Annotated in this window: 20 protein-coding genes and 2 pseudogenes; 15 read left to right on the plus strand and 7 right to left on the minus strand. The window is 69.6% G+C overall.

The features are described from left to right. The first annotated feature begins 29 nt into the window (after positions 1-29). From ACY0PA_RS06260 to ACY0PA_RS06270, 3 genes are all read left to right on the plus strand, one after another. Positions 30-1,853: a thiamine pyrophosphate-requiring protein gene (locus tag ACY0PA_RS06260; protein WP_473083726.1), complete on the plus strand. Its 1,824-nt coding sequence runs from the start codon at positions 30-32 to the stop codon at positions 1,851-1,853. 70 nt (positions 1,854-1,923) lie between these two features. Then, positions 1,924-2,976 carry an SDR family oxidoreductase gene (locus ACY0PA_RS06265; RefSeq protein WP_473083727.1) on the plus strand — a complete coding sequence of 351 codons (1,053 nt, stop codon included), beginning with the start codon at positions 1,924-1,926 and terminating at the stop codon, positions 2,974-2,976. Then, the gene (locus ACY0PA_RS06270; protein ID WP_473083728.1) at positions 2,973-4,091 is read left to right on the plus strand and encodes an enolase C-terminal domain-like protein; all 1,119 of its coding nucleotides are present in this window, start codon (positions 2,973-2,975) and stop codon (positions 4,089-4,091) included. The genes ACY0PA_RS06265 and ACY0PA_RS06270 overlap by 4 nt, the downstream gene beginning before the upstream one ends. 186 nt (positions 4,092-4,277) lie before the next feature. Here the strand turns inward: ACY0PA_RS06270 and ku are convergent, their stop codons facing one another. After that, positions 4,278-5,363, minus strand: coding sequence for a non-homologous end joining protein Ku (gene ku / locus ACY0PA_RS06275; RefSeq protein ID WP_473083729.1), 1,086 nt, complete (start codon positions 5,361-5,363; stop codon positions 4,278-4,280). 171 nt (positions 5,364-5,534) lie between these two features. Here ku and ACY0PA_RS06280 point away from each other — a divergent pair, with 171 nt between their 5' ends. Further along, entirely contained in the window at positions 5,535-6,494 is a 960-nt protein-coding gene (locus ACY0PA_RS06280) for an LLM class F420-dependent oxidoreductase (RefSeq protein ID WP_473083730.1), read from the plus strand. 189 nt (positions 6,495-6,683) lie between these two features. Here the strand turns inward: ACY0PA_RS06280 and ACY0PA_RS06285 are convergent, their stop codons facing one another. Next, a complete protein-coding gene (locus tag ACY0PA_RS06285; RefSeq protein WP_473083731.1) occupies positions 6,684-7,391 on the minus strand; it encodes a UdgX family uracil-DNA binding protein in 708 nt (235 codons plus the stop codon). A 95-nt stretch (positions 7,392-7,486) separates the two neighbouring features. Then, positions 7,487-7,732 (minus strand): hypothetical protein, encoded by a 246-nt coding sequence (locus tag ACY0PA_RS06290; RefSeq protein WP_473083732.1) that lies wholly within the window; start codon positions 7,730-7,732, stop codon positions 7,487-7,489. An 86-nt stretch (positions 7,733-7,818) separates the two neighbouring features. On the opposite strand from ACY0PA_RS06290, the gene ACY0PA_RS06295 reads away from it, so the two are divergent. The 3 genes from ACY0PA_RS06295 to ACY0PA_RS06305 all read left to right on the plus strand — a co-directional run bounded on the left by ACY0PA_RS06295 (position 7,819) and on the right by ACY0PA_RS06305 (position 10,246). After that, positions 7,819-8,490, plus strand: coding sequence for an HhH-GDP family DNA glycosylase (locus ACY0PA_RS06295; RefSeq protein WP_473083733.1), 672 nt, complete (start codon positions 7,819-7,821; stop codon positions 8,488-8,490). A 151-nt stretch (positions 8,491-8,641) separates the two neighbouring features. Next, positions 8,642-9,844 carry a PP2C family protein-serine/threonine phosphatase gene (locus tag ACY0PA_RS06300; RefSeq protein ID WP_473083734.1) on the plus strand — a complete coding sequence of 401 codons (1,203 nt, stop codon included), beginning with the start codon at positions 8,642-8,644 and terminating at the stop codon, positions 9,842-9,844. Between the two features lie 159 nt (positions 9,845-10,003). After that, a complete protein-coding gene (locus tag ACY0PA_RS06305; RefSeq protein ID WP_473083735.1) occupies positions 10,004-10,246 on the plus strand; it encodes a hypothetical protein in 243 nt (80 codons plus the stop codon). 463 nt (positions 10,247-10,709) lie between these two features. On the opposite strand, the gene ligD is transcribed toward ACY0PA_RS06305, so the two are convergent. The 3 genes and pseudogenes from ligD to ACY0PA_RS06320 form a co-directional block, all read right to left on the minus strand. Next, the gene (gene ligD / locus ACY0PA_RS06310; protein ID WP_473083736.1) at positions 10,710-11,642 is read right to left on the minus strand and encodes a non-homologous end-joining DNA ligase; all 933 of its coding nucleotides are present in this window, start codon (positions 11,640-11,642) and stop codon (positions 10,710-10,712) included. Between the two features lie 15 nt (positions 11,643-11,657). Next, entirely contained in the window at positions 11,658-13,505 is a 1,848-nt protein-coding gene (locus ACY0PA_RS06315) for a transketolase (protein ID WP_473086249.1), read from the minus strand. A gap of 255 nt (positions 13,506-13,760) precedes the next feature. After that, positions 13,761-14,840, minus strand: a pseudogene (locus tag ACY0PA_RS06320) (ATP-binding SpoIIE family protein phosphatase); the annotation flags it as partial. A gap of 82 nt (positions 14,841-14,922) precedes the next feature. Between ACY0PA_RS06320 and ACY0PA_RS06325 the strand changes: the two are divergent. Both ACY0PA_RS06325 and ACY0PA_RS06330 read left to right on the plus strand, forming a co-directional pair. Continuing rightward, a pseudogene (locus ACY0PA_RS06325) lies at positions 14,923-16,175 on the plus strand (IS256 family transposase). Positions 16,176-16,416: 241 nt separating this feature from the next. Further along, a complete protein-coding gene (locus ACY0PA_RS06330; RefSeq protein WP_473083737.1) occupies positions 16,417-16,920 on the plus strand; it encodes a GNAT family N-acetyltransferase in 504 nt (167 codons plus the stop codon). A gap of 25 nt (positions 16,921-16,945) precedes the next feature. Here ACY0PA_RS06330 and ACY0PA_RS06335 read toward each other — a convergent pair whose 3' ends face one another. Continuing rightward, entirely contained in the window at positions 16,946-17,164 is a 219-nt protein-coding gene (locus ACY0PA_RS06335; protein ID WP_473083738.1) for a GAF domain-containing protein, read from the minus strand. Here ACY0PA_RS06335 and ACY0PA_RS06340 point away from each other — a divergent pair. The 6 genes from ACY0PA_RS06340 to ACY0PA_RS06365 all read left to right on the plus strand — a co-directional run bounded on the left by ACY0PA_RS06340 (position 17,157) and on the right by ACY0PA_RS06365 (position 22,522). Beyond that, positions 17,157-17,669: an ABC transporter ATP-binding protein gene (locus ACY0PA_RS06340; protein ID WP_473083739.1), complete on the plus strand. Its 513-nt coding sequence runs from the start codon at positions 17,157-17,159 to the stop codon at positions 17,667-17,669. The two genes, ACY0PA_RS06335 and ACY0PA_RS06340, sit on opposite strands and share 8 nt — an antisense overlap. Continuing rightward, complete coding sequence (locus ACY0PA_RS06345; RefSeq protein ID WP_473083740.1) at positions 17,666-18,733, plus strand: phosphotransferase enzyme family protein; 1,068 nt, start codon at positions 17,666-17,668, stop codon at positions 18,731-18,733. The genes ACY0PA_RS06340 and ACY0PA_RS06345 overlap by 4 nt, the downstream gene beginning before the upstream one ends. A 4-nt stretch (positions 18,734-18,737) precedes the next feature. Continuing rightward, complete coding sequence (locus ACY0PA_RS06350) at positions 18,738-19,241, plus strand: P-loop nucleotide/nucleoside kinase family protein (RefSeq protein ID WP_473083741.1); 504 nt, start codon at positions 18,738-18,740, stop codon at positions 19,239-19,241. Next, positions 19,159-19,509, plus strand: a complete 351-nt coding sequence (locus ACY0PA_RS06355; protein ID WP_473083742.1) for a membrane dipeptidase — start codon at positions 19,159-19,161, stop codon at positions 19,507-19,509. Before ACY0PA_RS06350 ends, ACY0PA_RS06355 begins: the two co-directional genes overlap by 83 nt. Before the next feature lie 515 nt (positions 19,510-20,024). Beyond that, a complete protein-coding gene (locus ACY0PA_RS06360) occupies positions 20,025-21,125 on the plus strand; it encodes an LLM class flavin-dependent oxidoreductase (RefSeq protein ID WP_473083743.1) in 1,101 nt (366 codons plus the stop codon). After that, positions 21,122-22,522 (plus strand): NtaA/DmoA family FMN-dependent monooxygenase, encoded by a 1,401-nt coding sequence (locus tag ACY0PA_RS06365; RefSeq protein ID WP_473083744.1) that lies wholly within the window; start codon positions 21,122-21,124, stop codon positions 22,520-22,522. The genes ACY0PA_RS06360 and ACY0PA_RS06365 overlap by 4 nt, the downstream gene beginning before the upstream one ends. Positions 22,523-22,597: the final 75 nt, after the last annotated feature.

A 22,597-nucleotide genomic window follows, 5' to 3' on the forward strand; every position in this document is an offset into this window, starting at 1 on the left:
CGAACTACCCCAGAGGAAAGGCTGATCCTGTGTCCACAAAAGTCGCCGACCACGTTCTCCAGCGACTGCGCGAGTGGGAGGTCGAACACGTCTTCGCCTACGCGGGCGACGGCATCAACGGCCTGCTCGCGGCCTGGGGACGCGCCGACAACAAGCCCGAGTTCATTCAAGCCCGGCACGAGGAGATGGCCGCCTTCGAAGCAGTCGGCTACGCCAAGTTCTCCGGCAAGGTGGGTGTCTGCGCCGCCACGTCGGGGCCCGGCGCCATCCACCTGCTCAACGGCCTCTACGACGCGAAACTCGACCACGTACCCGTCGTCGCGATCGTCGGCCAGACCGACCGCAGCGCCATGGGCGGCTCCTACCAGCAGGAGGTCGACCTGCTCAGTCTCTACAAGGACGTCGCCTCCGACTTCTGCACGATGGTCACCGTCCCCCAACAACTCCCGAATGCCATCGACCGCGCGATGCGCACCGCATACGCGAAGCGCACCGTGACGGCTGTCATCATCCCCGCCGATGTTCAGGAGCTCGACTACGCACCGCCCACCCACACCTTCAAGATGGTGCCTTCCAGCCTGGGCCTGGCCACCTACGCCCCTGTCCCCTCCGACAACGAGATCGCGCGGGCCGCCGACGTCCTCAACGCCGGTGAGAAGGTGGCCGTCCTCATCGGGCAGGGCGCCCGCGGGGCCCGGGCCGAAGTCGAGGAACTCGCAGACGTCCTGGGCGCGGGGGTGGCCAAGGCCCTCCTGGGCAAGGACGCGCTCCCCGACACCCTCCCGTACGTGACGGGCTCGATCGGACTGCTCGGCACCCGGCCCTCGTACGAGCTCATGCAGGACTGCGACACCCTGCTCGTCATCGGATCCAGCTTCCCCTACACCCAGTTCATGCCCGGCCTCGACCAGGCCCGCGCCGTGCAGATCGACATCGACCCGTACATGGTCGGTCTGCGCTATCCCTTCGAGGTCAATCTCGTCGGTGACGCCAAGGAGACGCTCACCCGCCTTCTCCCCCAGCTCGAACGCAAGAAGCACGACAAGTGGCGCGAGAAGATCGAGGAGGACACCGCACGCTGGTGGGAGGTCATGCAGCGGCGCGCCGCAGTGGACGCCGATCCCATCAACCCGGAGTACGTCGTCCACGCACTCGACGCCCTGCTTCCGGACGACGTGATCCTCACGGCCGATTCCGGTTCCGCCGCCAACTGGTACGCGCGTCACCTGCGCATGCGCGGATCGATGCGCGGATCGCTGTCCGGCACCCTCGCGACCATGGGTTCCGGCGTGCCCTATGTGATCGGCGCCAAATTCGCCCACCCCGACCGGCCCGCGATCGCGCTCGTGGGTGACGGCGCCATGCAGATGAACGGCCTGGCCGAACTCATCACCGCGGCCAAGTACTGGCGGGAGTGGATCAACCCCCAGCTCATCGTCGCCGTCCTCAACAACCAGGACCTCAACCAAGTCACCTGGGAGATGCGGGCGATGAGCGGCGCACCGCAGTTCCTGCCGTCCCAGGCGCTGCCCGATGTCCCCTACGCCGACTTCGCGCGTTCCATCGGCCTCGGCGGGACGCGCGTCGAGAAGCCCGGTGACGTCGAAAAGGCGTGGCAGCAGGCGCTGGCCGCCGACCGCCCGTACATCGTCGAGTTCCGTACGGACCCTGCCGTTCCGCCCATTCCCCCGCACGCGTCCCTGGACCAGATCGAGGCTGCCGCGTCCGCCATCGTGAAGGGAGACAGCGACCGCACCGGCATGATCCGCCAGGGCATCAAGGCCAAGGTGCAGGAGATGCTCCCCGGCCACCGGCACCGGGACGACCGGCCGGGCGCACAGGACGGGGGGTGAGGCGCCTCTGAATCCCCTCAGCCGGATCGTCGCTCAGGCCGCCCCCGCCCCCCGAGTAAGGCATTCCGTCATGTCGCAGACCGTTGTCATCACCGGCGCAAGTGCCGGAATCGGCCGTGCCACAGCCCGGCTCTTCGCACAGCGCGGCGCGAACGTCGTCCTCCTCGCACGAGGCCGCAGGGGACTGGAAGCCGCGGCCGCGGACGTCGAAGAGGCGGGCGGCAGGGCCCTGGCCGTGCCCACCGACATGGCGGACCCCCTTCAGGTAGAGGCTGCGGCCGATCAGGCCGAAGGCGCGTTCGGCCCGATCGACGTGTGGGTCAACGTGGCCTTCACGTCCGTGTTCGCGCCCTTCACCGACATCGGAGCGCAGGAGTATCAGCGCGTCACCGACGTCACCTACCTCGGGTTCGTCCACGGAACCCGGGCGGCGCTGCGCCGGATGCTGCCGCGCGATGCCGGCGCGATCGTCCAGGTCGGCTCGGCGCTCGGTGAACGGTCGATCCCGCTGCAGTCCGCGTACTGCGGCGCGAAGCACGCGGTCAACGGCTTCACTTCGGCCGTGCGCACAGAACTGCTCCACCAGGGAAGCCAGGTACGCATCACCATGGTGCAGATGCCGGCGGTGAACACACCGCAGTTCTCCTGGGTCCGCTCACGCCTGCCCAGGCACCCCCAGCCGGTCCCGCCGATCTACCAGCCCGAAGTCGCGGCCCGCGCCGTACTCCACGCGGCCGACCATCCCGGCCGCAAGCAGCGCTACGTCGGTGTCACCACCCTCGCGACGATCTGGGCCAATCGACTGGCCCCCGCCGCACTCGACCGCTACCTCGCCCGGACGGGCTTCGACGCCCAGCAGACACCCGAACCGGCACGCGCCGACCGGCCGGACAACCTGTGGCGGCCTGCCGACGACCGGACCGGCGACGACTTCGGCGCCCACGGGATCTTCGACGACGACTCGACGGCCCGCTCTCCCCAAGCGGCACTCGCCCGCCACCCGGTTCTCGCCACGGCGCTCGCGGCCACCGGCGCGATAGGCGCGGGAGCCCTGGGCGCGCTCGCACGCCGCAGGCGGGGCACCGTAGCGGGTCTCTGGAAGAAGGGCGCGCGCAAACCGTGACTCATCTCCCGGCCGAACCCGCGGTGGACAGCGTGGAGACCGCTGTGTACACGGTCCCCACCGATGCTCCCGAGGGCGACGGAACGCTCACCTGGAGTTCCACAACCCTGGTCCTGGTGCGGGTTCGTTCCGGGGACGTCACGGGCCTCGGCTACACCTACGGAGCTGCGGCCACCGCCTGTGTCGTGACAGAGCACCTGGCCCAGGTCGTGAGGGGCCGCAGCGTCTGGGACGTACCCGCCGCCAACGAGGCAATGAACCGTGCTGTACGCAACGCCGGACGGCCCGGTCTGATAGCGGGCGCCATCTCCGCCGTCGACATCGCCCTGTGGGACCTCAAGGCCCGTCTGCTCGGGCTGCCCCTCATACGTCTGCTCGGTTCCGGCGGCCACGACGTTCCCCTCTACGGCAGCGGAGGCTTCACGACGTACGACGACGAGCGGCAGGACCGCCAGCTACGCAACTGGGTAGAAGAGCAGGGAATCCCCCGCGTCAAGATCAAGGTCGGCGCGTCGTGGGGGCAGGACGAGCAGCGGGACCGCGAGCGCGTCGCCCAGGCCCGCCGAAGCATCGGCAGCGACGCCGAGCTCTACGTCGACGCCAACGGCGGCTACACCCTCAAACAGGCGGTCCGTCTCACCGCGCACCTCGACGCCCACCACGTCACCTGGTTCGAGGAACCGGTGTCCTCCGACGACCTCGCGGGACTGGCGCGGATCCGGACGGCAACTGACGTGGACATCACGGCCGGTGAGTACGGCTACACCCTCTCCTACTTCCAGCACATGCTCGCCGCCGGAGCGGTGGACTGTCTGCAGGCCGACGTGACACGTTGCGGCGGCATCACCGTATGGCTGAGGGTCGCGGCCCTTGCCGAGGCTTACGGGCTGCAGATCTCGGGCCACTGCGCTCCGCACCTTCATGCGCACGCGGGCGCGTCGGTGCCCAATCTGCGTCATCTGGAATGGTTCCACGACCACGTACGCATCGAGGAGTTTCTGTTCGACGGGGCCCTCAGCCCGATCGGTGGACAGGTGCGGCCCATGGCATCCGGGGCCCCGGGACTCGGCCTGATACTCCGTTTGCAGGACGCCGAGCGCTACCGCGTCGCCTGACCACGACGGAGAGGGCACAGCGTGTCCAGCAGAATCCGGCCTCGACTCAGCGGCAGTTGCGAGGCAATCTGCCCCAGGCATGCGTACATGCGTTGATGCTCGAAGCCGCTGCCACGCCGGCCGGCCCGCCGCGCGGGCCGTCTTGAAGCCCCGCCGCCTCGAAGCGGTGCTCGCTCTGCCGCATGGCTACGCGGACGACTTGCGGCCGTGGGCCTTACCTCTGCCCTGTGCGGAGAGCGCCTTGACGAGATCGTCGCGGTTCATGGAAGAGCGGCCGGGAATGTCGGCCTCGGTGGCTCTGTGGTACAGCTCCGCCTTCGTCAGGGAGTCGAGGCGGGCGGACTTCGGCGAGTTACCGGACGTCTCTTTCTCCGCCTTTGCCCCGCCCCGGGACCTGCGCTTCTTCGCCGCTTCCTTGATGTCGGTCGGAGGACTTCCGGACGACGCGGTCGTCGTCTTGTTGCCCTTCTGACCCTGCTTGCCCTTCTGGCCCTGCGAGTTCTTGGCCCGGTCCACACTGGCACGCAGAGCTTCCATGAGGTCCACGACGTTGGTGGACTCCGGCGGCGGCTCCGACTTGTCCACGGCCTTGCCGGTCCGCTTTGCCTCGACAAGCTTGGCCACCTCTGCCTGATAGGTGTCGTGGAAGTCCTCCGGCTTCCACTCCATGGTCAAGGCGTCGATGAGCTGTTCGGCCATCCGCACTTCGCGATCCGCGACCTTGGTCCGGCCCGGGAGAGTGTCAATGTGGCGTGGGTCCCGGATCTCATCCGCCCAGTGAAGCGTGTGGAGCGTCAGCATCCCCGCCTCGGCCGTGACAGCCACAAGGTACTCACGGTTGCGCATGACGAAGGTGGCGATCGCGGCCTTGTTCTGGCCCTCCATCGCCAGGGCCAGCAGCGCATACGTCTTGCCGTAGTCCTTGTCCTTGGGGCCGAGGAAATACGTCCTGTCGAAGAAGATCGGCTCGATGTCGTCCAGGCCGACGAAGCCGACGACCTCGAGGGCTTTCGATCGTCCTGGCGCTATGTCGTCGAGTTCGCCGGGTTCGAGGAGTACGTACTCGTCCCCGGCGTCGTAGCCCTTGACGATCGAGCTGGGCGGCACTTCCTCGCCGGTGCGTTCATTCACTCGCTGGTTGCGCACGCGATCCGACGTACCGCGCTCCAACTGGTGAAAATGAATCGTGTGACTGTCCGTCGCGGTGAACAACTGCACCGGCAGGGACACCAGCCCGAAGGTCAGGGCGCCTCCCCACACCGCACGTGCCATGGCAAGTGCCACCTCCTCTCCCTCCATGGCACCCCTGTCCGCCACGGACCGCATGTCGGGGGAGCACACGTCGACAGACCTCGGCGGCACGACGGGCACGGTTCACGTTTCCTCACGCGCCCCCGGGCCACTCGGGTGGGGAGCCCGTTCGTCGCGGTGAGGAGAGTCGTCATGACGGAGTTCGGCTATTTCCTGTCGAGCGAGGAGCACACGCCGGCCGGGCTGGTGGAACAGGCGAGAATGGCCGAGCAGGCCGGGTTCACCTCGCTGTGGATCTCCGACCACTACCACCCCTGGAACGGCGGACAAGGCCAGAGCCCGTTCGTCTGGTCGGTGATCGGCGCTCTGTCCCAAGCCGTCTCACTCCCCGTGGAAACGGCTGTGACCTGCCCCATCATGCGGATCCACCCCGCGGTCGTCGCCCAGGCCGCGGCCACGAGCGCCGTGCAGCTCGGCGGCCGGTTCCGGCTCGGCATCGGCACCGGCGAAGCGCTCAACGAGCACATCCTGGGAGACGGCTGGCCCGAGGCTCCTGTGCGGCTGGAGATGCTCGAGGAGGCGGTCCAGGTGATGCGCCGACTCTTCACCGGAGATCAGATCAGCCACCGCGGCAAGTACTACACGGTGGACAACGCCTGCCTTTACACCGTCCCCGACGAACCCGTACCCATCGACATCTCCGCCTTCGGAGCACACGCCGCCGAGGTGGCCGGGCGGATCGGGGACGGCCTCATCACCATGGCACCCGACGCCGCGGCGATCGAACGTTTCCGCCGTAGCGGCGGCGGGACCAAGCCCGTGACGGCGGGGGTCAAGGTCTGCTGGGGCACCGACGAGGCGGAAGCCGTCCGTACCGCTCACCGGCTGTGGGCCAACGAACAGCTGCCCGGAGAGCTGCCCCAGGTACTTCCCACCCCCCGCCACTTCGAGCAGGCCTCCGAACTCGTCACCCCCGACCGTGTCCGGGCCAACGTCACCTGTGGGGCGGACGTGGACGCACATGTGGCAACGGTCAGGGAGTACGTCGACGCCGGCTTCGACACCGTCTACATCAACCAGATCGGCAAGGACCAGCAGGGGTTCTTCGACTTCTACCGCACCAAAGTGCTGCCACAGCTCGGACCCGTCTGAGTCGGCCGCACGCCTGTGCCGAGCCCCGGGGACACGGACGAAGGGGTGATGCGCCGCCAGGGCGCGGGGCATCGGCCCCCCGGCCGGCAGCCGCCGCCGCTTTGGGTCTTCAAACCGGTCGTTGCCGATGGGCGCACGTTCCGAGCCCCCGGCATACGCAAGCCGCTCACCTTCGTGATCGTTGGTGCTCTATGCGAGAGCGCGCGCCGCGACATCGAGATCGGAGACGAGACCCGCATAGGCGCTCTTACGGTCGTCCGCCCTCAGGACCGCGGACGGATGGACGGTGCAGACGAGGCCGTGGGCAGGCGGCCGGCCCGCCCGGGCACGGCCCGCCCCGTCCCCTTGCGCGAAGGCGCCTTGGCCCAGTTCGTCCCATGAAGGCGCGTCCAGCAGAAGGCCGCGCTGCTCGCTCACGCGGAAGGAGTTGCCCATCAACGCTTTGCCGGCCGTCGCCCCGAGCGCCACGACGATGTCTGGGTCGACGGCCTTCAGCTCGGCGACGAGCCACGGTCGGCAAGCCGTCATCTCACGAAGGTCCGGCGCCTTGTGGATACGCCGCTTGGCAGAGCCCTCCCGTACGAACTTGAAATGCTTCACGGCGTTCGTGAGGTACATGTCCTTCTCCTCGATGCCCACCTCACCCAGCGCTTTGCGTAGCAGGCGCCCCGCCGGGCCGACAAAGGGCAGCCCACGAACGTCCTCCTGGTCACCAGGCTGCTCTCCGATCAACACGACACGCGCGGTCCTGGTTCCGGCACCGAACACGGTCTGCGTCGCATCCTCGTGCAGCGGACAGCCCCGGCAGTCGGCTGCGGCACGCCGCAGAGTCGGCAGACCCCCACGCTCAGGGATATACGGGGCGGCACTGTCTGTCTTCCGGGCCCGGCGTGACATCGGCTCTCCTTCGTCGGTGCGCCAGTTGGTTCACGGGCTCCGCCTCCCATGATGTCGGCGTTGCACACCGGGTGCACGCCCGTACCCTGCAGGGCTCAGCCGCTCCGCGCAGAGGTGCGGGCAGGCAATAAGTACGGGCCCTCGCCGGCGCCCGGTGATCGATCGTGCCACCAGTCGAGTACAGCGGCGGCGAGCGCGCAGAGGAGCGCGGCGGTGCCGCAACCGACCGACGCGGCCACGGCGACGTGAAAGTCGCCATGGGTGGCGTTGAGGACCACGAGGTCCGCGGTCCTGCCGATCGTCTTCCGATCGATCCGGGCCGGCGGCTCGACGAGTGACATGGGTGGACCAGGAATACCCCCGTCGTCCCTGGACACCCGTGGGAGGTGTCATTCCTGAGCAGTCACGCTGAGGAGCAGGGGTAGCCATGACCGACAACAAGAGGGCTGACGACAAGAGGAACAAGGAAGTGATGCGGCAGCTGCTCCGCCGTCACGGACAGACCTATGCCGCCGAGGCCCACATCCCTTTGAAGGACACACCTCAGCCGCTCTACCGGACACTCGTACTGGCGCACCTGCTCAGCGCGCGGATCCGTGCTTCCGTCGCGGTCTCGACATCGCGGTCCCTCTACGAGGCCGGGCTGAGGGACCCGAAACGCATGACCGAAGCCACCTGGCAGCAGCGCGTCGATGCCCTCGGGCACGGTGGATATCGCCGCTACGACGAGCGCACGGCAACCCAGCTGGGCGAGGCCGGCGACATCCTGGTCGACCGCTGGGGCGGCGACCTGCGCCGGATGCGGCAGCAGGCGGACGGCGACGCGGACGAGTTGCGGCGCCTGTTGCAGGAACTGCCGGGAATCGGCGCGACGGGAGCGGACATCTTCCTGCGTGAGGTCCAGGACGTGTGGCCGGAGTTCGGACCCTTCGTGGACTCCAAGGCTCTGCAGGGCGCCGGGCGTCTGGGACTGCCGCAACGAACCCCCGACCTCGTCCGGCTCGCGGACGAGGCGACCAACGCGGAGCTGGCCTCGGCGCTGGTGCGCGCTGCCCTGGACAAGGAAGTCGCGGCGGACTGCCTGGACCACGTCGCCTGACTGCCGCTCCGGGAGACATGCCGGAGTCCGAGGAACCATCACGACGGGGCATCGTGTCCGTCCCCCCGCGCGAGCCGTAGGCCCCGGTGTGAGACTGCACAGGTAAGCATCGGCCGTGGACCAGGCTGCGGACGAGACGAGGGGTGATGACGTGGCCGTCCCTGAGAGCCCTGACGTTGCCCTCGGCGAGTTCCTCGCGGATTCCGGCAACTCCGCGCTCGACCTGACAACCGCTGTGGCGCGTTGCACCAACGCCCTCGGCCTCCAGCACTCCGTGGTCTACGTGGCCGACCTGCAGCAACGACAGCTGACGCCGCTCAACGATCTGGTGCCGGCGCTCCCTATCGACGGTTCGCTCGCCGGATGGACCTACCGCACCCAGTCCCTTCGCGTCGAGGAGTCCGACTTCGGAGGGATGACAGCCTGGTTGCCGCTGGTGGACGGGGCGGAACGCCTCGGCGTCCTCGCCGTACTGACGCCGTCCCTCGACCCGCTGTCACTGCGGCGCTCCAGGACGCTCGCGGCCCTGCTCGCCCTGATGATCACGTCGAAGCGGGCGTACAAGGACACCTACGCCCGCCAGAGCCGAACCGAGCCGATGCAGCTGTCGGCCGAGATGCTGCGCGCCTACCTCCCGCCCCGCACGATCGGCACGACACGCGCGGTGTCGACAGCCGTCCTGGAACCGGCATACGAGATCGGCGGGGACGCGTTCGACCACGCCCTGACCGACTCGTCCCTGCACACGGCGATCCTCGATGCCATGGGACACGACCTGGTGTCGGGGCTGACCTCGGTGGTGTCGATGGCCGCCTGCCGCAACGCGCGGCGCACCGGAGCAGACCTTCCCGACCTCGTGGAGTCCGTCGACGCGGCCCTCACCAAGTGGCTGCCGGACCAGTTCTGTACTGGGGTTCTCACCCAACTGGACCTGGCCACCGGCAAGTTGCGCTGGATCAACTGCGGACACCCCCCGCCGCTCCTCATCCGCGACCAGCGCCTGGACGCCGGAGCCATGGACCGCGACGCCGACCCGCCCATGGGCATGCCGGCCGCCTTCACCTCGACGCAACGACGGGTCCACGAGATCGCCCTGCAGCCGGGTGACCGCGTGCTGATGTTCACCGATGGCGTCACGGAAGCCCGGACGGCGGACGGCGGCGAACTCGGTCTGGAACGATTCGCCGACTACGTCGTCCGGGCCTCCGCGACGGGTGAGCTGGCGTCGGAGACGCTACGGCGCCTCATCCACACGATCCTGGACGCCCAGGAAAACCGTCTCCGCGACGACGCGACGATCCTCATGTTCGAGTGGCGGCCCACAGCCCGGGCAGCAGAGACAAGTGGTCGGTGATGTCGGTGTCTTCCACGCCGCGCCGAACCTCGACCAGGGCAGACGTACTGCCTCGGACCGGCCCTCGCAAGACGCGCGGAGCAGCGGAGGCAAGGACATCGTTTCCACCGGCCGGGGTACGCGTGTGACGCACCAGCCCGCCGAAGAAGGGAGAGCGCTGTGAGTGACAGCCGACCCGAAGCACCCGTTCCGGACCCCACGCCGAGGGACATGCCCGACCAGCAGGCAGGAACCGGCCCGGATCCCTGGGACGACGACGATACTCGGCCGGCCGACGAGGAGCGCCCCGGGCCCGACACGGACCTCCCCGACACGGACGAGGCCGGTACGGGCCGGCGCGGCGCCCCGCACTCCGCAAGCCCGAACCCTGACCACCCTGTGCCCGACGAGCCGTCTGGCTGACGCACCGCGCGACGTGCCAGTCCAGGCAGGGCAGCCTGGACATGAGGCCCGCCACCGACGCAGGACCCCCGGCGGCCGAGCCGCCAAGGCCGGGCCCGCGCCCCTGCTGTGCGGCGCGCGGCAGCTCACCGCGGCTGGCGCCGATGGCGGACTGATGCCCGGCCGCCGCAGCCGCACGGCGGCCGTGGCCAGTGGTCTGGCCGTCCTCGCGCGCTCGGCCTGCACGCGCTTCGGCATCTTCGCGGCGGGGATCGCCTCGGCCGAGACCCGAAGTACGCGGTCGTGCCTCAGCCGAGCGACAGGTCCGCCAAGGAGCACCAGGTCCGAGTACCTGGTGGGCCAGGTCGGGGCGGCCGGGTGTTGCTTCCGCGGTTGACAAGGCCACCACGGCCACCACGGCCCGAGCGCCCCGCTCGGCCCGTGATGGTCAGCCAGGTCCTTGGCCGCAGGAACCCCGACCGTGTCAGCCACGACGGGATTGGAGCAGGCGTCTGGCCGGTCCGAGGGACCTTCCGTGGTTCATCAGCCCGTCCCAGGGGTCGGCGCGGCCCTGCTCGGCGGCGTCGGCAATCGTCCAGCGCTGGGCGTCCAGGCGTGGATCGTCCAACTGGCTCCAGGAGATGGGGACGGCGACGGGCGCACCGGGCTTGGCACGGACGGCGAAGGGAGCCAGGGCGGTCTGGGCGTAGGCATTGCGTTGCACGTCAAGGTAGAGCCGGTCGCCACGGTCCTTCTTGCGGACCTCGGTGGTGAGTTCGTCCGGGTGCGCGTGCGCGAGAGTGTCGGCAACGTCCGCGGCGAACTCACGCACCCCGTCGAAGTCGTGGCGCCTGATCAGGGGGACGACGAGGTGCAGGCCACGCGAGCCGGTGGTCATCAGCCCGGAAGGAAGTCCCAGCTCGTCGAGCAACTCCCCCAGGAACCTGGCGGCTTGACGAACGGAGGCGAAGTCACCCCCGTCCGCCGGGTCGAGGTCGAAGACCAGACGGTCGGGCCGGGCGATCAGGTCGGTTCGGTCGGCTCTGGACAGCCATCGGTGGAACGTGAGGCAGGCCTGATCGGCGAGGTAGACGAGGGTCGCGGTGTTCGCACACACCGGGTGCACGACGGTGCCACCCTCCTTCGGCACCTCGACGCGCTCGATCCAGTCCGGGTAGTGGTCCGGGGTGTTCTTCTGCATGAACTGGGGGCCGTCGATCCCGTCGGGATGCCGTTCCAGCATCAGAGGGCGGCCCCGCAGGTGCGGCAGCATGAAGGGGGCGACCGCCCGGTAGTAGGCGACAAGATCGCTCTTCGTGTACTCCTTGCCGCTTCCACCCGCAGGGAACAGCACTTTGTCCGGCCGGTGCACGTCGAGAGTCCGACGGCCCACCCGGACCGTCTCGGTGCTGGTCATGGCGATGTCCTCGGGTCAGCGCACGACGGCCGTCTCGACGAGCAGCCGTGCCGCCGTCGCGATCGACTCGGCGTCGATGCCGGCCGCGTGCAGTTGCTCCGCGGGGCTCGCCGAGCCGGGCATCGTCCGGACGGCCAGGCGCACCAGGCGCGGCATGGGACGGCCGTCCGTGAAGGCGTCGAGCACCGCGTCCCCGATACCGCCCTCCTCGCGGTGGTCCTCCACGGTCAGGAGGCAACCGGTGCTGTCCGCGGCCTCGTGCAGGGTGCGGCGGTCGACCGGCTTGACCGAGTACAGGTCGATCACCCGGACCGGGATGCCCTCACGGTCGAGCAACTCGGCGGCGGCCAATGCCTCGTGGAGGGTGACGCCCGCCGCGACCACGGTCAGCCGGTCCGCTCCGGAGGCGCGCAGCACCTTGCTTCCACCGATCGGGAACCCCTCGGTGGGGCTGTAGATGACGGGGGTGCCGCCGCGGGACGTGCGCAGGTAGCGGATGCCTTCGAGGCCGGCCATCTCCGCGACGAGTTTCGCCGTCTGGTTGGCGTCGCACGGGTACAGCACGGTCGAGCCGTACACCGCCCGGAACATCGCCAGGTCCTCGAGGCCCATCTGCGAAGGCCCGTCCTGGCCGATGGCGACGCCCGCGTGCGACCCGACGAGATTGATCCCGGCCCCGCTGATCGAGGCCATCCGCACGAAGTCATACGCGCGGGTGAGGAACGCGGCGAACGTGGATGCGTACGGCACCCAGCCGCGCGTCGCCATCCCGACCGAGGTCGCGACCAGCTGCTGCTCGGCGATGTAGCACTCGAAGAAGCGGTCGGGGTGCTCCTTGGCGAAGAACTCGGAGCGCGTGGAGTCGCTCACCTCACCGTCCAGGGCGACGACATCGCCCCGCACCGTTCCGACGGCCGCGAGCGCCTTCCCGTAGGCGTCGCGGGTCGCGACCTCGTCGCCGATCTCGTAACGGGGCAGCTCCGCGCGGCCCGAACCCACGGGATGCAGCATCCGTGCGGCGGGCGGATGGTGCACCTCGACGCGCAGGTCGCGCACGCCGCCGAGCTCGGCGATCGCCTCCTCGGCGTCCGGCAGCGGCTTGCCGTGCATGCCCTCGCGGTCCTGGACGGAGGCCACGCCCTTGCCCTTGAGGGTGCGGGCGAGGATCGCGGTCGGCTGCCCGGCGGTGGACAGGGCCTCGTCGTACGCGCGGTCGACGGCGTCGATGTCGTGCCCGTCGATCTCGACGGTGTGCCAGCCGAAGGCCTGGAAACGGCGCGCGTAGGCCTTCAGGTCGTGTCCGTGCCGGGTCGGGCCGCGCTGGCCGAGGCGATTGACGTCGACGATCACGGTGAGATTGTCCAGATGCTCGTATCCGGCGTGCTCCGCGGCCTCCCAGATCGAGCCCTCGGCGAGCTCGCTGTCACCGCACAACACCCAGACGCGGTATCCCGTACGGTCGAGCCGCTTGCCGGCCAGTGCGATGCCGGCGCCGACGGGCAGCCCCTGTCCGAGCGAGCCGGTGGCCGTCTCGACCCACGGCAGCCGCCGGGGCGTCGGATGCCCTTCGAGCCGGCTGCCGAGCCTGCGGAAGGTCAGCAGCTCGGTGTCGTTGATCGCGCCCGCCGCCTTGTACGCGGCGTACAGCAGCGGTGAGGCGTGCCCCTTCGAGAGCACGAAACGGTCGTTACCCAGGTGTGCGGGGCGGTCGAAGTCATAGCGCATGTGGTTGGCCAACAGGACGGCCATCAGGTCGGCCGCGGACATCGAGGAGGTGGGATGCCCGGAGCCCGCGGCGGCGGAGGCGCGGACACTGTCGACACGCAGCTGCTGGGCGAGTTCTGTCAGTGGGTGGGTGGTCATGTCACTCCTTCCGGGGGGTGTCACGCCGGTCGGGGGCGCCCGCTGCGCGCGCCGACGGTTGCTTGCGCACCGGGTCGTCGGTGAGCGGTTGCCCGTGCGCGTGACCGCGACGCGACACACGATGGCGCTCACTACCCGCTTACCGCGTCCCCCTGGCAAGAGCAGCCAAACACGCGGTGGTGACCCTGCATCGCAGGCGTCATACGCGCTGTACGCAGCGTCACCCCCGAACCAGGCGCGGCCCGGCGGACCGATGTCGCAGCGCAGGTGCGGGGCGGCGCCGCTGGCGTCGGAAACCTCGCACGTCAGGGTGGATTGGAGGATCATCCGCAGTTGGACGGGGGTCTTGCCGTAGCGGATCGCGTTCGTCACGAGTTCGCTGACCACAAGCTCCGTGGTGAAGGCCATCTCCTCCAGGCCCCAGGCTGCCAGCAGATCGGATGCATAGGTCCGCGCCTCGGAGACGACGGCCGGATCGGAGGGGAGCTCCGGGGTGGCGACGTGGTCGGCGTCCAGTGCTCGGGTTCGCGCCACAAGAAGAGCGACGTCGTCGGCAGCTCGACTGGGCAACAGTGTGTTGAGCAGTGCGTCGCAGGTCTCCTCCAGCGGCGCCGACGCCTGCGCCTGCGCCTGCCCAAGGACGTCGGACAACGTCGCGAGGGCGGCGTCCACGTCGCGAGCGCGACTTTCGATGAGGCCGTCGGTGTAGAGCACCAGAAGACTGCCTTGTGGCAGTTCGAACTGCGCGGTTTCGAAGGGGAGCCCTCCCAGGCCCAGGGGCGGGCCGATCGGTAGTTCCGGGAAGACGACCGCGCGCTCGGCCGGCGCATCACCGGGAGTCACCACAGCCGGCAGAACGTGTCCCGCGCTGGCCGGGGAGCACTCGCGGGAGACGGGGTCGTAGACCGCGTACAGGCACGTGGCGCTGATCTCGTCCATGCCCCTTTGCTCCGCGCGCTGCAGCCGGATGACCACGTCGTCGAGGTGTGTCAGCAGTTCGTCGGGAGTCAGGTCGATGTCGGCCAGAGTGCGGACGGCTGTCCGCAGTCGGCCCATGGTGGCCGCGGCTTGGATGCCGCGGCCGACCACGTCGCCCACCACGAGGGCGACGCGGGCTCCGGAAAGCGGGATCACGTCGTACCAGTCGCCGCCCACGCCCACCCGAGACCCGCTGGGCAGGTAGCGGGCGGCTGTGTCGACGGCGGATTCTTCCGGCACGTTCTGCGGCAGCAGGCTGCGCTGGAGGGTGAGCGCGGCCGAACGCTCCTGGGTGTAGCGACGGGCGTTGTCGATGGAGCAATGCTCAAGATCTGTGGATCGGTCCTGGGAGGGCATGCGGAGGGCGTACCTTCCCGGGTGATCGATCGAAGGTCACCGAGCAGACCGGTGTAGCAGCACCGGTCGGGAGGGTACGCCCGTGCTTACCGTAGTGAACAACGAGGACTCGCCGCGAGACGGCTCCCTGATCGACGGCATCGTCGGGAGGGCGCGCGGCGGATGCTGGCCGCCGCGCTTGAGGCCGAAGTCGACGCCTACATTGTCGAGTTGGCCCACGAGAAGGACGATCGTGGCCGCCGCCTAGTGGTACGCAATGGCCACCACCAGCCCCGCACCGTGGCCACCGCCGCCGGCGCGATCGAGGTGGTCGCCCCACGTGTCAACGACAAGCGCACCGATGAGGCGACCGGTGAGCGCAAGCGGTTCTCCTCCGCCATCCTGCCGCCGTGGTGCCGCAAGTCACCCACGATCGCCGAGGTGCTGCCCCTGCTCTACTTGCACGGACTGTCCACCGGCGACTTCGCCCCCGCCCTGGAGCAGTTCCTTGGCTCGGCGGCCGGTCTGTCGGCCCCGACGGTCAACCGGCTGACCGCCCAGTGGCAGGACGACCACCGCGACTTCGCCCGCCGCGACTTGTCCGCCAGCGACTACGTCTACCTGTGGGCCGACGGCATCCACCTACGCATACGCCTGGAACAGGCCCGCTCCTGCGTGCTGGTGATGATCGGCGTGCGCGCCGACGGCACCAAGGAGCTGATCGCCCTCGCGGAGGGCTACCGGGAGTCGACGGCCTCCTGGGCCGACCTGCTGCGTGACTGCGTCCGTCGAGGCATGCGCGCGCCTGCCCTTGCCGTCGGCGACGGCGCGCTGGGGTTCTGGAAGGCCCTCGCAGAGGTATTCCCCGAGGCTGACCAGCAAAGATGCTGGTTTCACAAGATCGCCAACGTGCTCGGTGCGCTCCCGAAGTCCGCCCACCCCGGGGCGAAGAAGGCGCTGGCCGAGATCTGGAACGCCGAGGACAAGGACCACGCCCGCAAGGCCGTTGCCGCGTTCGAGGCGGCCTACGGCGCGAAGTTCCCCAAGGCGGTGGGCAAGGTCACCGACGACGCCGAGGAGCTACTGGCCTTCTACGACTTCCCCGCCGAGCACTGGATCCACCTGCGCACGACAAATCCCATCGAATCAACCTTCGCCACGGTGCGGCTTCGGACCAAGGTCACCAAGGGTGCCGGCAGCGCGGCGGCGGCGCTGGCGATGGTCTTCAAGCTGATCGAGTCGGCTCAGGCCCGCTGGCGGGCGGTCAACGCACCCCACCTCGTTGCCCTCGTGCGAGCCGGCGCCCGCTTCGAACGCGGCAAGTTGGTCGAACGACCAGAGGCTATCGCAGCCTGATCAGACGTCACCCGAACCACACGTCTTGACAATAACGTAGTGGAAGAGGCAACACGGCAACGGTGATCAGTGCTTCCAGCTCTTACGGTCAGCGGCGCCGGGTCATGTCTCGGTAACTGGCACCAGCGGGCCCGGGTATTCATCACCTGCGATCATCAAGCAATACCAGTCGAAGAAGAAGGGGCGCACGATGTCGCCACGGTTGCGTGTAGCAGGTCCCGACGACGCCGAAAAGGTAGCGATGCTGCACACCGACAGCTGGCGCCGGAACTACCGCGGCGCCTATGCCGATTCATACCTGGACGGCGACATCCTCACCGACAGGTTGGCCGTGTGGTCTTCGCGGCTCGCCGCCCCGGCCAAGGGTATGACGGTCATCGCCGAGGATCAGGCCGGGCTGGCGGGCTTCGTGCACGTCGTCTTCGACGACGATGATCGATGGGGCAGCCTCATCGACAACCTGCACGTCTCCCACGACCGTCAGCGCACCGGTGTGGGCAGGGTATTGCTCGCCCGCGCAGGCGAGTCCATCGCCGGACAGGCGACTGGCAAATCCATGTATCTGTGGGTACAGGAACAGAACACCTCTGCTCAGCAGTTCTACCGGGCTATGAACGGCACCTGCGTTGAAAAAGCGCCGATTTCGCCCCCTGGCGGCGTGCCATTCCGGCTGAACGGGACCCCCAACAAGCTCCGCTTCACCTGGCCCGACACCTTCACGCTGGCCTGCACCACCGGCCGCTGAACTCTTCGGAGTCCGAACCAGCGGATCAAGCCACGATCACTGATCCACAGGTCTTGACAATAGCTCTGTCGATGTTCACCGCCGCTCTGGACGAGATGTCCTGGGCCATGAGCAGGTCGTCGTCATGGAAGGGGTCAGACGTTTGACTGCGGAAGAACTGCACGAGCCCCAGGGCGTTTCCACGGGCCCACAGCGGAACCAGGAGCACGGAGTTGATGCCGTTGCCTGTGCCGTCGGTGCCCACGGCACCTCTGTGGTCCGCGGACACCTTCAGCCGTGCCGCGCAGGGGCTGCGCAAGAAGGAGGCCAGAGCGCGGGCCGACACGCTCTTCGCCGACTTCGGGCTCGACGGCTTCCAGCAGGCATATCCCTCGCAGCTCAGCGGGGGCATGCGGCAGCGGGCCGCGCTGTTGCGGACGGTCGTGCTGGAGCGGCCGGTACTGCTGCTGGACGAGCCGTTCGGTGCGCTCGACTCGCTGACCAGGACCGACATGCAGTTGTGGCTCGCCAAGATGTGGCAGCGGCACCGCTGGACGGTAGTGCTCGTCACCCACGACATCCGTGAGGCGGTCCTGCTCGCCGACACCGTGCACGTTCTGTCACCGCGTCCCGCCACGGTGGTCGAGCGCATCGTGACGTCGCCCGGGAGGCCGCGCGGCGCGAACGACTTCACCGCACCCGGGTTCGCCGCCACCGAGCTCCGGATATTGGAGGCTTTCAAGGGCACAACGGCGGTGAGCACGACGTGAGTTCGCATCCGTCCCACGGTCTGGGCTCCGAACCCGTCGAGCCCGATTGGGCACCGCTCACGGACGCGGAGGTGACCGACGTCGTCGGTCTCGCGCGCGTGGTGTGGCGCAGCCCGCGGCCCCTGTCCGCGGCGGCCGTCGTGGAGCGGGAGGGACGGCGCCTGTTCGTGAAACGGCACCACGTCCGCGTACGGACGCCGGAAGGGCTGGCCGAGGAGCACGCGTTCCTGCGCCATCTGCTGCGGCACGGTGCCCCCGTGGCGGAAGTGCTGGACATGGCGGTGCGCGGTGAGTGGGTGTATGAGGTCCACTCGGCCGGTGTCGGTATGGACCTCTACCGTGACGCGCTGTCCTGGTCGCCGTTCCGGTCCGCCGTCCACGCGCGGGCGGCCGGTGCAGAACTGGCCCGCTTGCACCCGGCAGCAGAGGGTTTCGACACACCTCGCCGCCAAGTGCAGCCGCTGGTCGCGTCGTTCACGGTGTTCGCGTCGCACGAGCCGCTGCTCGCCCTGGAACGTCATGTGGCCGAGCGGACCGAACTGGCCGAGGCGCTGAAGGACTTCCCGTGGCGCGAGGACACCGAACGTGTGCTCATGCCGCTGCACGAACGACTGTCCCCGCACCTGGCCGGCCTCGCCCCGCTGTGGACCCACAACGACTGGCACGCCTCGAACCTGTTGTTGGACGCCGACGGCCAGGTGGCCACCGTCCTGGACTTCGGTATGAGCGACCGCACGACCGCCGTGCACGATCTGGCCACGGCGATCGAACGCAACGCGGTCCAGTGGCTGCAACCCGGCTACCCGGTGCGTGAGGAGGACGCCGTGTCCCTCCTGGACGGCTACCGGTCGGTGCGACCGCTGACAGCCGACGAGTCGGCCGCGCTCCCCGCGCTGCTCCCGCTGGTGCACGCCGAGTTCGCGCTCTCCGAGCTAAGCTACTTCCACGGCGTCACACGTTCTGTGCACAACGCCCGCCTGGCGTACGAGTACAACGCCGGCCACGCGGAGTGGTTCGCCGACACCGCAGGCAAGCGCCTCCTGCGACGGCTGACGGAAGGGTGATCCCGTGCTCATCGTCATCGGCGGCCTGCCCGGCACCGGAAAGACCACGCTCGCCCGTCTCCTGGCGGCCCGGATCGGCGCGGTCCACCTGCGGATCGACACCATCGAGCAGGCGATCGTCCGCTCCGGGCTGGCCCGACATCCCGTCGGCCCCGGGGGCTACGTCGTCGGATACGCCCTGGCCGGGGAACATCTGCGGCAGGGGCTGACCGTGATCGCGGAGTCCGTCAATCCGCTGGGCGTGACACGTGACGCGTGGCGGGCCACGGCCGTCGGGGCGGGTATGCCCGTCGTCGAGGTGGAGGTGGTCTGCTCCGACCGGGCCGAGCACCGGCGTCGTGTGACCTCGCGGTCGGTCGACATTCCGGATCTGCCGTTGCCGGACTGGCAGCAGGTTCTCGACGGGGAGTACGAGCCATGGGACCGTGAGCACACGGTCGTCGACACCGCGGGGCACAGCCCTCACCAGTCACTGGCCGTCCTCCTCCACGGCCTCGGACTGGACTGACCGGCACCAGGCGATCACGGAGCACGCCCGCGAGGTGGCCGGCGTGGACCACATCGGTCTCGGCGGCGACTACGACGGCGTTGACCACCAGCCGACGACCGGCCTCGCCGACGTCTCCGGCTACCCGGTCCTGCTCCGCGAACTCGCCGACCGCGGCTGGTCCCGGCCCGAGCTGGAGGCCCTCACCGGCCGCAACGTCCTGCGCGTCCTGCGCGAGGCCGAGGAGCGGGCCGCCGAACCACTGTGGCCCACGGCCCCACTGTGGTGAGGGACCGATGTCACGCGGACGGCGTTGGGCCGACCTGCCGGCCCTCTGGACGCCGGGCCTGCTCGCGATGGGCCGCTGCCTGTGGGGCCTGCCCACAGCGGAGGCGCCGTTCCGGGAGGGCCCGGCGCAGCCGCCTCCCGGCCACCCGACCCGGAAGGCGCGGCCGGTCACATCCCTCCCAGCAAGGTGGAACGGGAGCTGTGGGCCCGGCTGGGCCTGGGGCATGGCGTCTTCCCGTCAAGTGCCCTTGACACTCGCAGGGGCGGACGACGTACGTTCAACTGGCACATCTCTGATGGGTGGAGGCTTTCGATGCACGTACCTGGCGCGGCACCGCAGGGTGCGTGCACGGGTGCGCGGCTGATCACCCGGCGGCATGTCGACTACTGCCGCACCTCCTCCGCCGTCTGTCCTTCCGTACACGTCTGACCCCTGCCGGCCTGTCCCGCCGGCTGTCTCGTAGTGGCCTACGCCTTACGGCCGCGAGTCCGCGTGTATCTCGGAAGGAACACCCCTTGTCCGGCCCTGCCCTGCACCTCGCCGTCGAGATCGACGGTGACGGCGCCCACCTCGCGGCCTGGCGCCGCGCCGCCCACTCCCCCGACCAGTTGCTCACCCCGCGGCGCGTGGCCCGGGTCGCCGCCGTTGCCGAGAACGCCGGGTTCACCCTGATCACCCTGGACGACGGCGTGCTGCCGCCCGGAGCCGTACTGGACCCCGTGGGCCGTATCGGCGCGGTGGAGCGGGCGGCCTTCGTCGCTGCGTCCACGAGCACCATCGGGATCGCGCCCGTCGTCCCGGTCACGTATGCCGAACCCTTCCATGTCTCCAGCCAGTTGGCGTCCCTGGACCACATCTCCGTCGGTCGCGCCGGGTGGGTGGTGACGGAGGAGGAGCGTCCCGAGGCGGCCCGTGCCTGGGGGCGTCCCCTGGTCTCCGACGCCGACGCGCGGGCCCGGGAGTCCCGGGACGGTGTGGAGGTGGCCCGCGCCCTGTGGGACTCGTGGGAGGACGACGCGGTCATACGGTCCCTGGCCACGAGCCGCTACCTAGACCGCGAGCGGCTCCACTACATCGACTTCACCGGGGAGACGTATGCCGTCAAGGGCCCGGCAATCGTGCCGCGCCCGCCCCAGGGGCAGCTCGTCGTCCTGGGCCGCCCGGGCCGGATTCCCGCCGCACAGCTCGAGGTCGCTCTCGTCGAGGGCCGCGACCTCACGGCAGTCGCCTCGGCTGCCACTGCCGCGGGTACGCCCCGCGTCTTCGCCGAGGTCGAGGTGGCGCTGGACACGCCGGACGCCACGGCCGCCGAGCGCGTCGCCGACCTGGAACGGCACGCGCCGTGGACCGACCGGGGCAGGCTGCGGCACATTGGCTCGGCGGACCAACTGATCGCCCTGCTGGACGCGTTGAGCCGTCACGTCGACGGCGTACGGCTGCATCCGCTGGTGCTGGACGAGGACCTGCTCGTCCTCTCCCGCCTCGTCCTGCCGGCCCTGTCCGAGCGACGCCTCGTCGCCCACCCCCTGCCGGGCACGTCCCTGCGCTCGACCCTGGGGCTGGAGCGCCCCGCCAACCGCTTCGCCGCCGAGCGCGTCCAGGAGGAAGCCCGATGACCCGCACCGATCCCCTCGACGTCCCCCGGCCGCACGCCCAGCTGCACTTCGGGGTGTTCTTCCAGGGCGTCAACCACTGGACCATCTGGTCCGCCCCCGACAGCGGCTCCCAGATCGACCCGGCCTCCTTCCGCCGGGTCGCCCAGACCGCCGAGCGGGGCCTGTTCGACGCGTTCTTCCTCGGCGAGGGGCTACGGCTGCGCGAGGTCGACGGCAGGATCCACGATCTCGATGTGGCCGGACGGCCGGACGCCATCACCCAGCTCGCGGCGCTGGCCGCGGTCACCCGCCGGATCGGCCTGGTCTCCACTTCCAACTCCACCTTCAACGAGCCCGCCGATCTCGCCCGCCGCCTCTCCGGCCTCGACCTGCTCTCCGAAGGCCGCGCCGGCTGGAACGTGGTGACCACGGACAACGCCTGGACGGGTGCGAACTTCCGCCGCGGCGGCTACCTCGACCACGCCGAGCGCTACCGTCGCGCCGAGGAGTTCCTCACCGTGGCCCGCGCGCTCTGGGACGGCTGGGAGGACGGAGCGGTCGCCGGCTCCGCGAGCGCACCCGCCTGGTCGACGCCCGGTGCCGTACACCAAGTACGCCACCGCGGACCGCAGTTCGACGTCGAACTCGCCCCGACCCTGCCGCGCAGCACCCAGGGACACCCCGTCATCTTCCAAGCCGGTGACTCCGGCGAGGGACGCGACTTCGCCGCGCGCAACGCCGATGTCATCTTCTCCGCGCACGGCAACGACTTCGACGACGCACTGGCCTTCGCCGAGGACCTCCGCAACCGCCTGCGCGCCGTCGGCCGACCCGACGACGACCTGCGGATCCTGCCCGGCACCGAGATCATCCTCGGCGCCACCGAGGAGGAGGCCCAGGAGAAGAAGCGCTGGATCCGGCTCCAACAGGTCACCCTTGCCACGGCCTTGGGGATCGCCGGGCTGCTGTGGGGCATCGACCTGTCCGACCGCGACGCCGACGGGCCATTGCCCAAGGAGGATCCGGTCGTCGCCGAGAACGACGGCTCCTTCGGCGCACGGCGCATCGCCGACCCGCGGGCCGTCGTGGCCGAATGGCGTGCGAAGGCGGAGGCGCACGGCTGGTCGCTGCGCGAGACCGTCATCGCGCTCGGCCCGCAGCGCGGGCACGTCGGCACCCCGTCCGGCCTGGCCGACAAGTTCGCCCACTTCGTACGGCACGGCGCGGTCGACGGCTTCAACGTCACGCCGTACCTCATCCCGGACGGCCTCGACGACATCGTCGACCTGCTCGTCCCGGAACTGCAGGAACGCGGGGTCTACCGCACCGAGTACACCGGCACCACACTCCGCGACCACCTCGGCCTGCGCGCACCCCTCACCCACCGGTCCGCACCCGACCGGCGCCAGGCGGGCTGACCGCCTCGGCCACGGGCCGGAGCAAACCGGTGCTCTGTACACAGGACTGACAAGAAGCTGTAACACGGGGACCGG

It is taken from the genome of Streptomyces sp. DS1-CR2, assembly GCF_055760475.1.

Coding starts and splice junctions, on each gene's coding strand:
- ACY0PA_RS06265 (WP_473083727.1), top strand. CDS start 1,924: ATGTCGCAGACCGTTGTCATCACCGGCGCAAGTGCCGGAATCGGCCGT.
- ku (WP_473083729.1), bottom strand. CDS start 5,363: ATGGCACGTGCGGTGTGGGGAGGCGCCCTGACCTTCGGGCTGGTGTCC.
- ACY0PA_RS06280 (WP_473083730.1), top strand. CDS start 5,535: ATGACGGAGTTCGGCTATTTCCTGTCGAGCGAGGAGCACACGCCGGCC.
- ACY0PA_RS06285 (WP_473083731.1), bottom strand. CDS start 7,391: ATGTCACGCCGGGCCCGGAAGACAGACAGTGCCGCCCCGTATATCCCT.
- ACY0PA_RS06290 (WP_473083732.1), bottom strand. CDS start 7,732: ATGTCACTCGTCGAGCCGCCGGCCCGGATCGATCGGAAGACGATCGGC.
- ACY0PA_RS06295 (WP_473083733.1), top strand. CDS start 7,819: ATGACCGACAACAAGAGGGCTGACGACAAGAGGAACAAGGAAGTGATG.
- ligD (WP_473083736.1), bottom strand. CDS start 11,642: ATGACCAGCACCGAGACGGTCCGGGTGGGCCGTCGGACTCTCGACGTG.
- ACY0PA_RS06315 (WP_473086249.1), bottom strand. CDS start 13,505: ATGACCACCCACCCACTGACAGAACTCGCCCAGCAGCTGCGTGTCGAC.
- ACY0PA_RS06330 (WP_473083737.1), top strand. CDS start 16,417: ATGCTGCACACCGACAGCTGGCGCCGGAACTACCGCGGCGCCTATGCC.
- ACY0PA_RS06365 (WP_473083744.1), top strand. CDS start 21,122: ATGACCCGCACCGATCCCCTCGACGTCCCCCGGCCGCACGCCCAGCTG.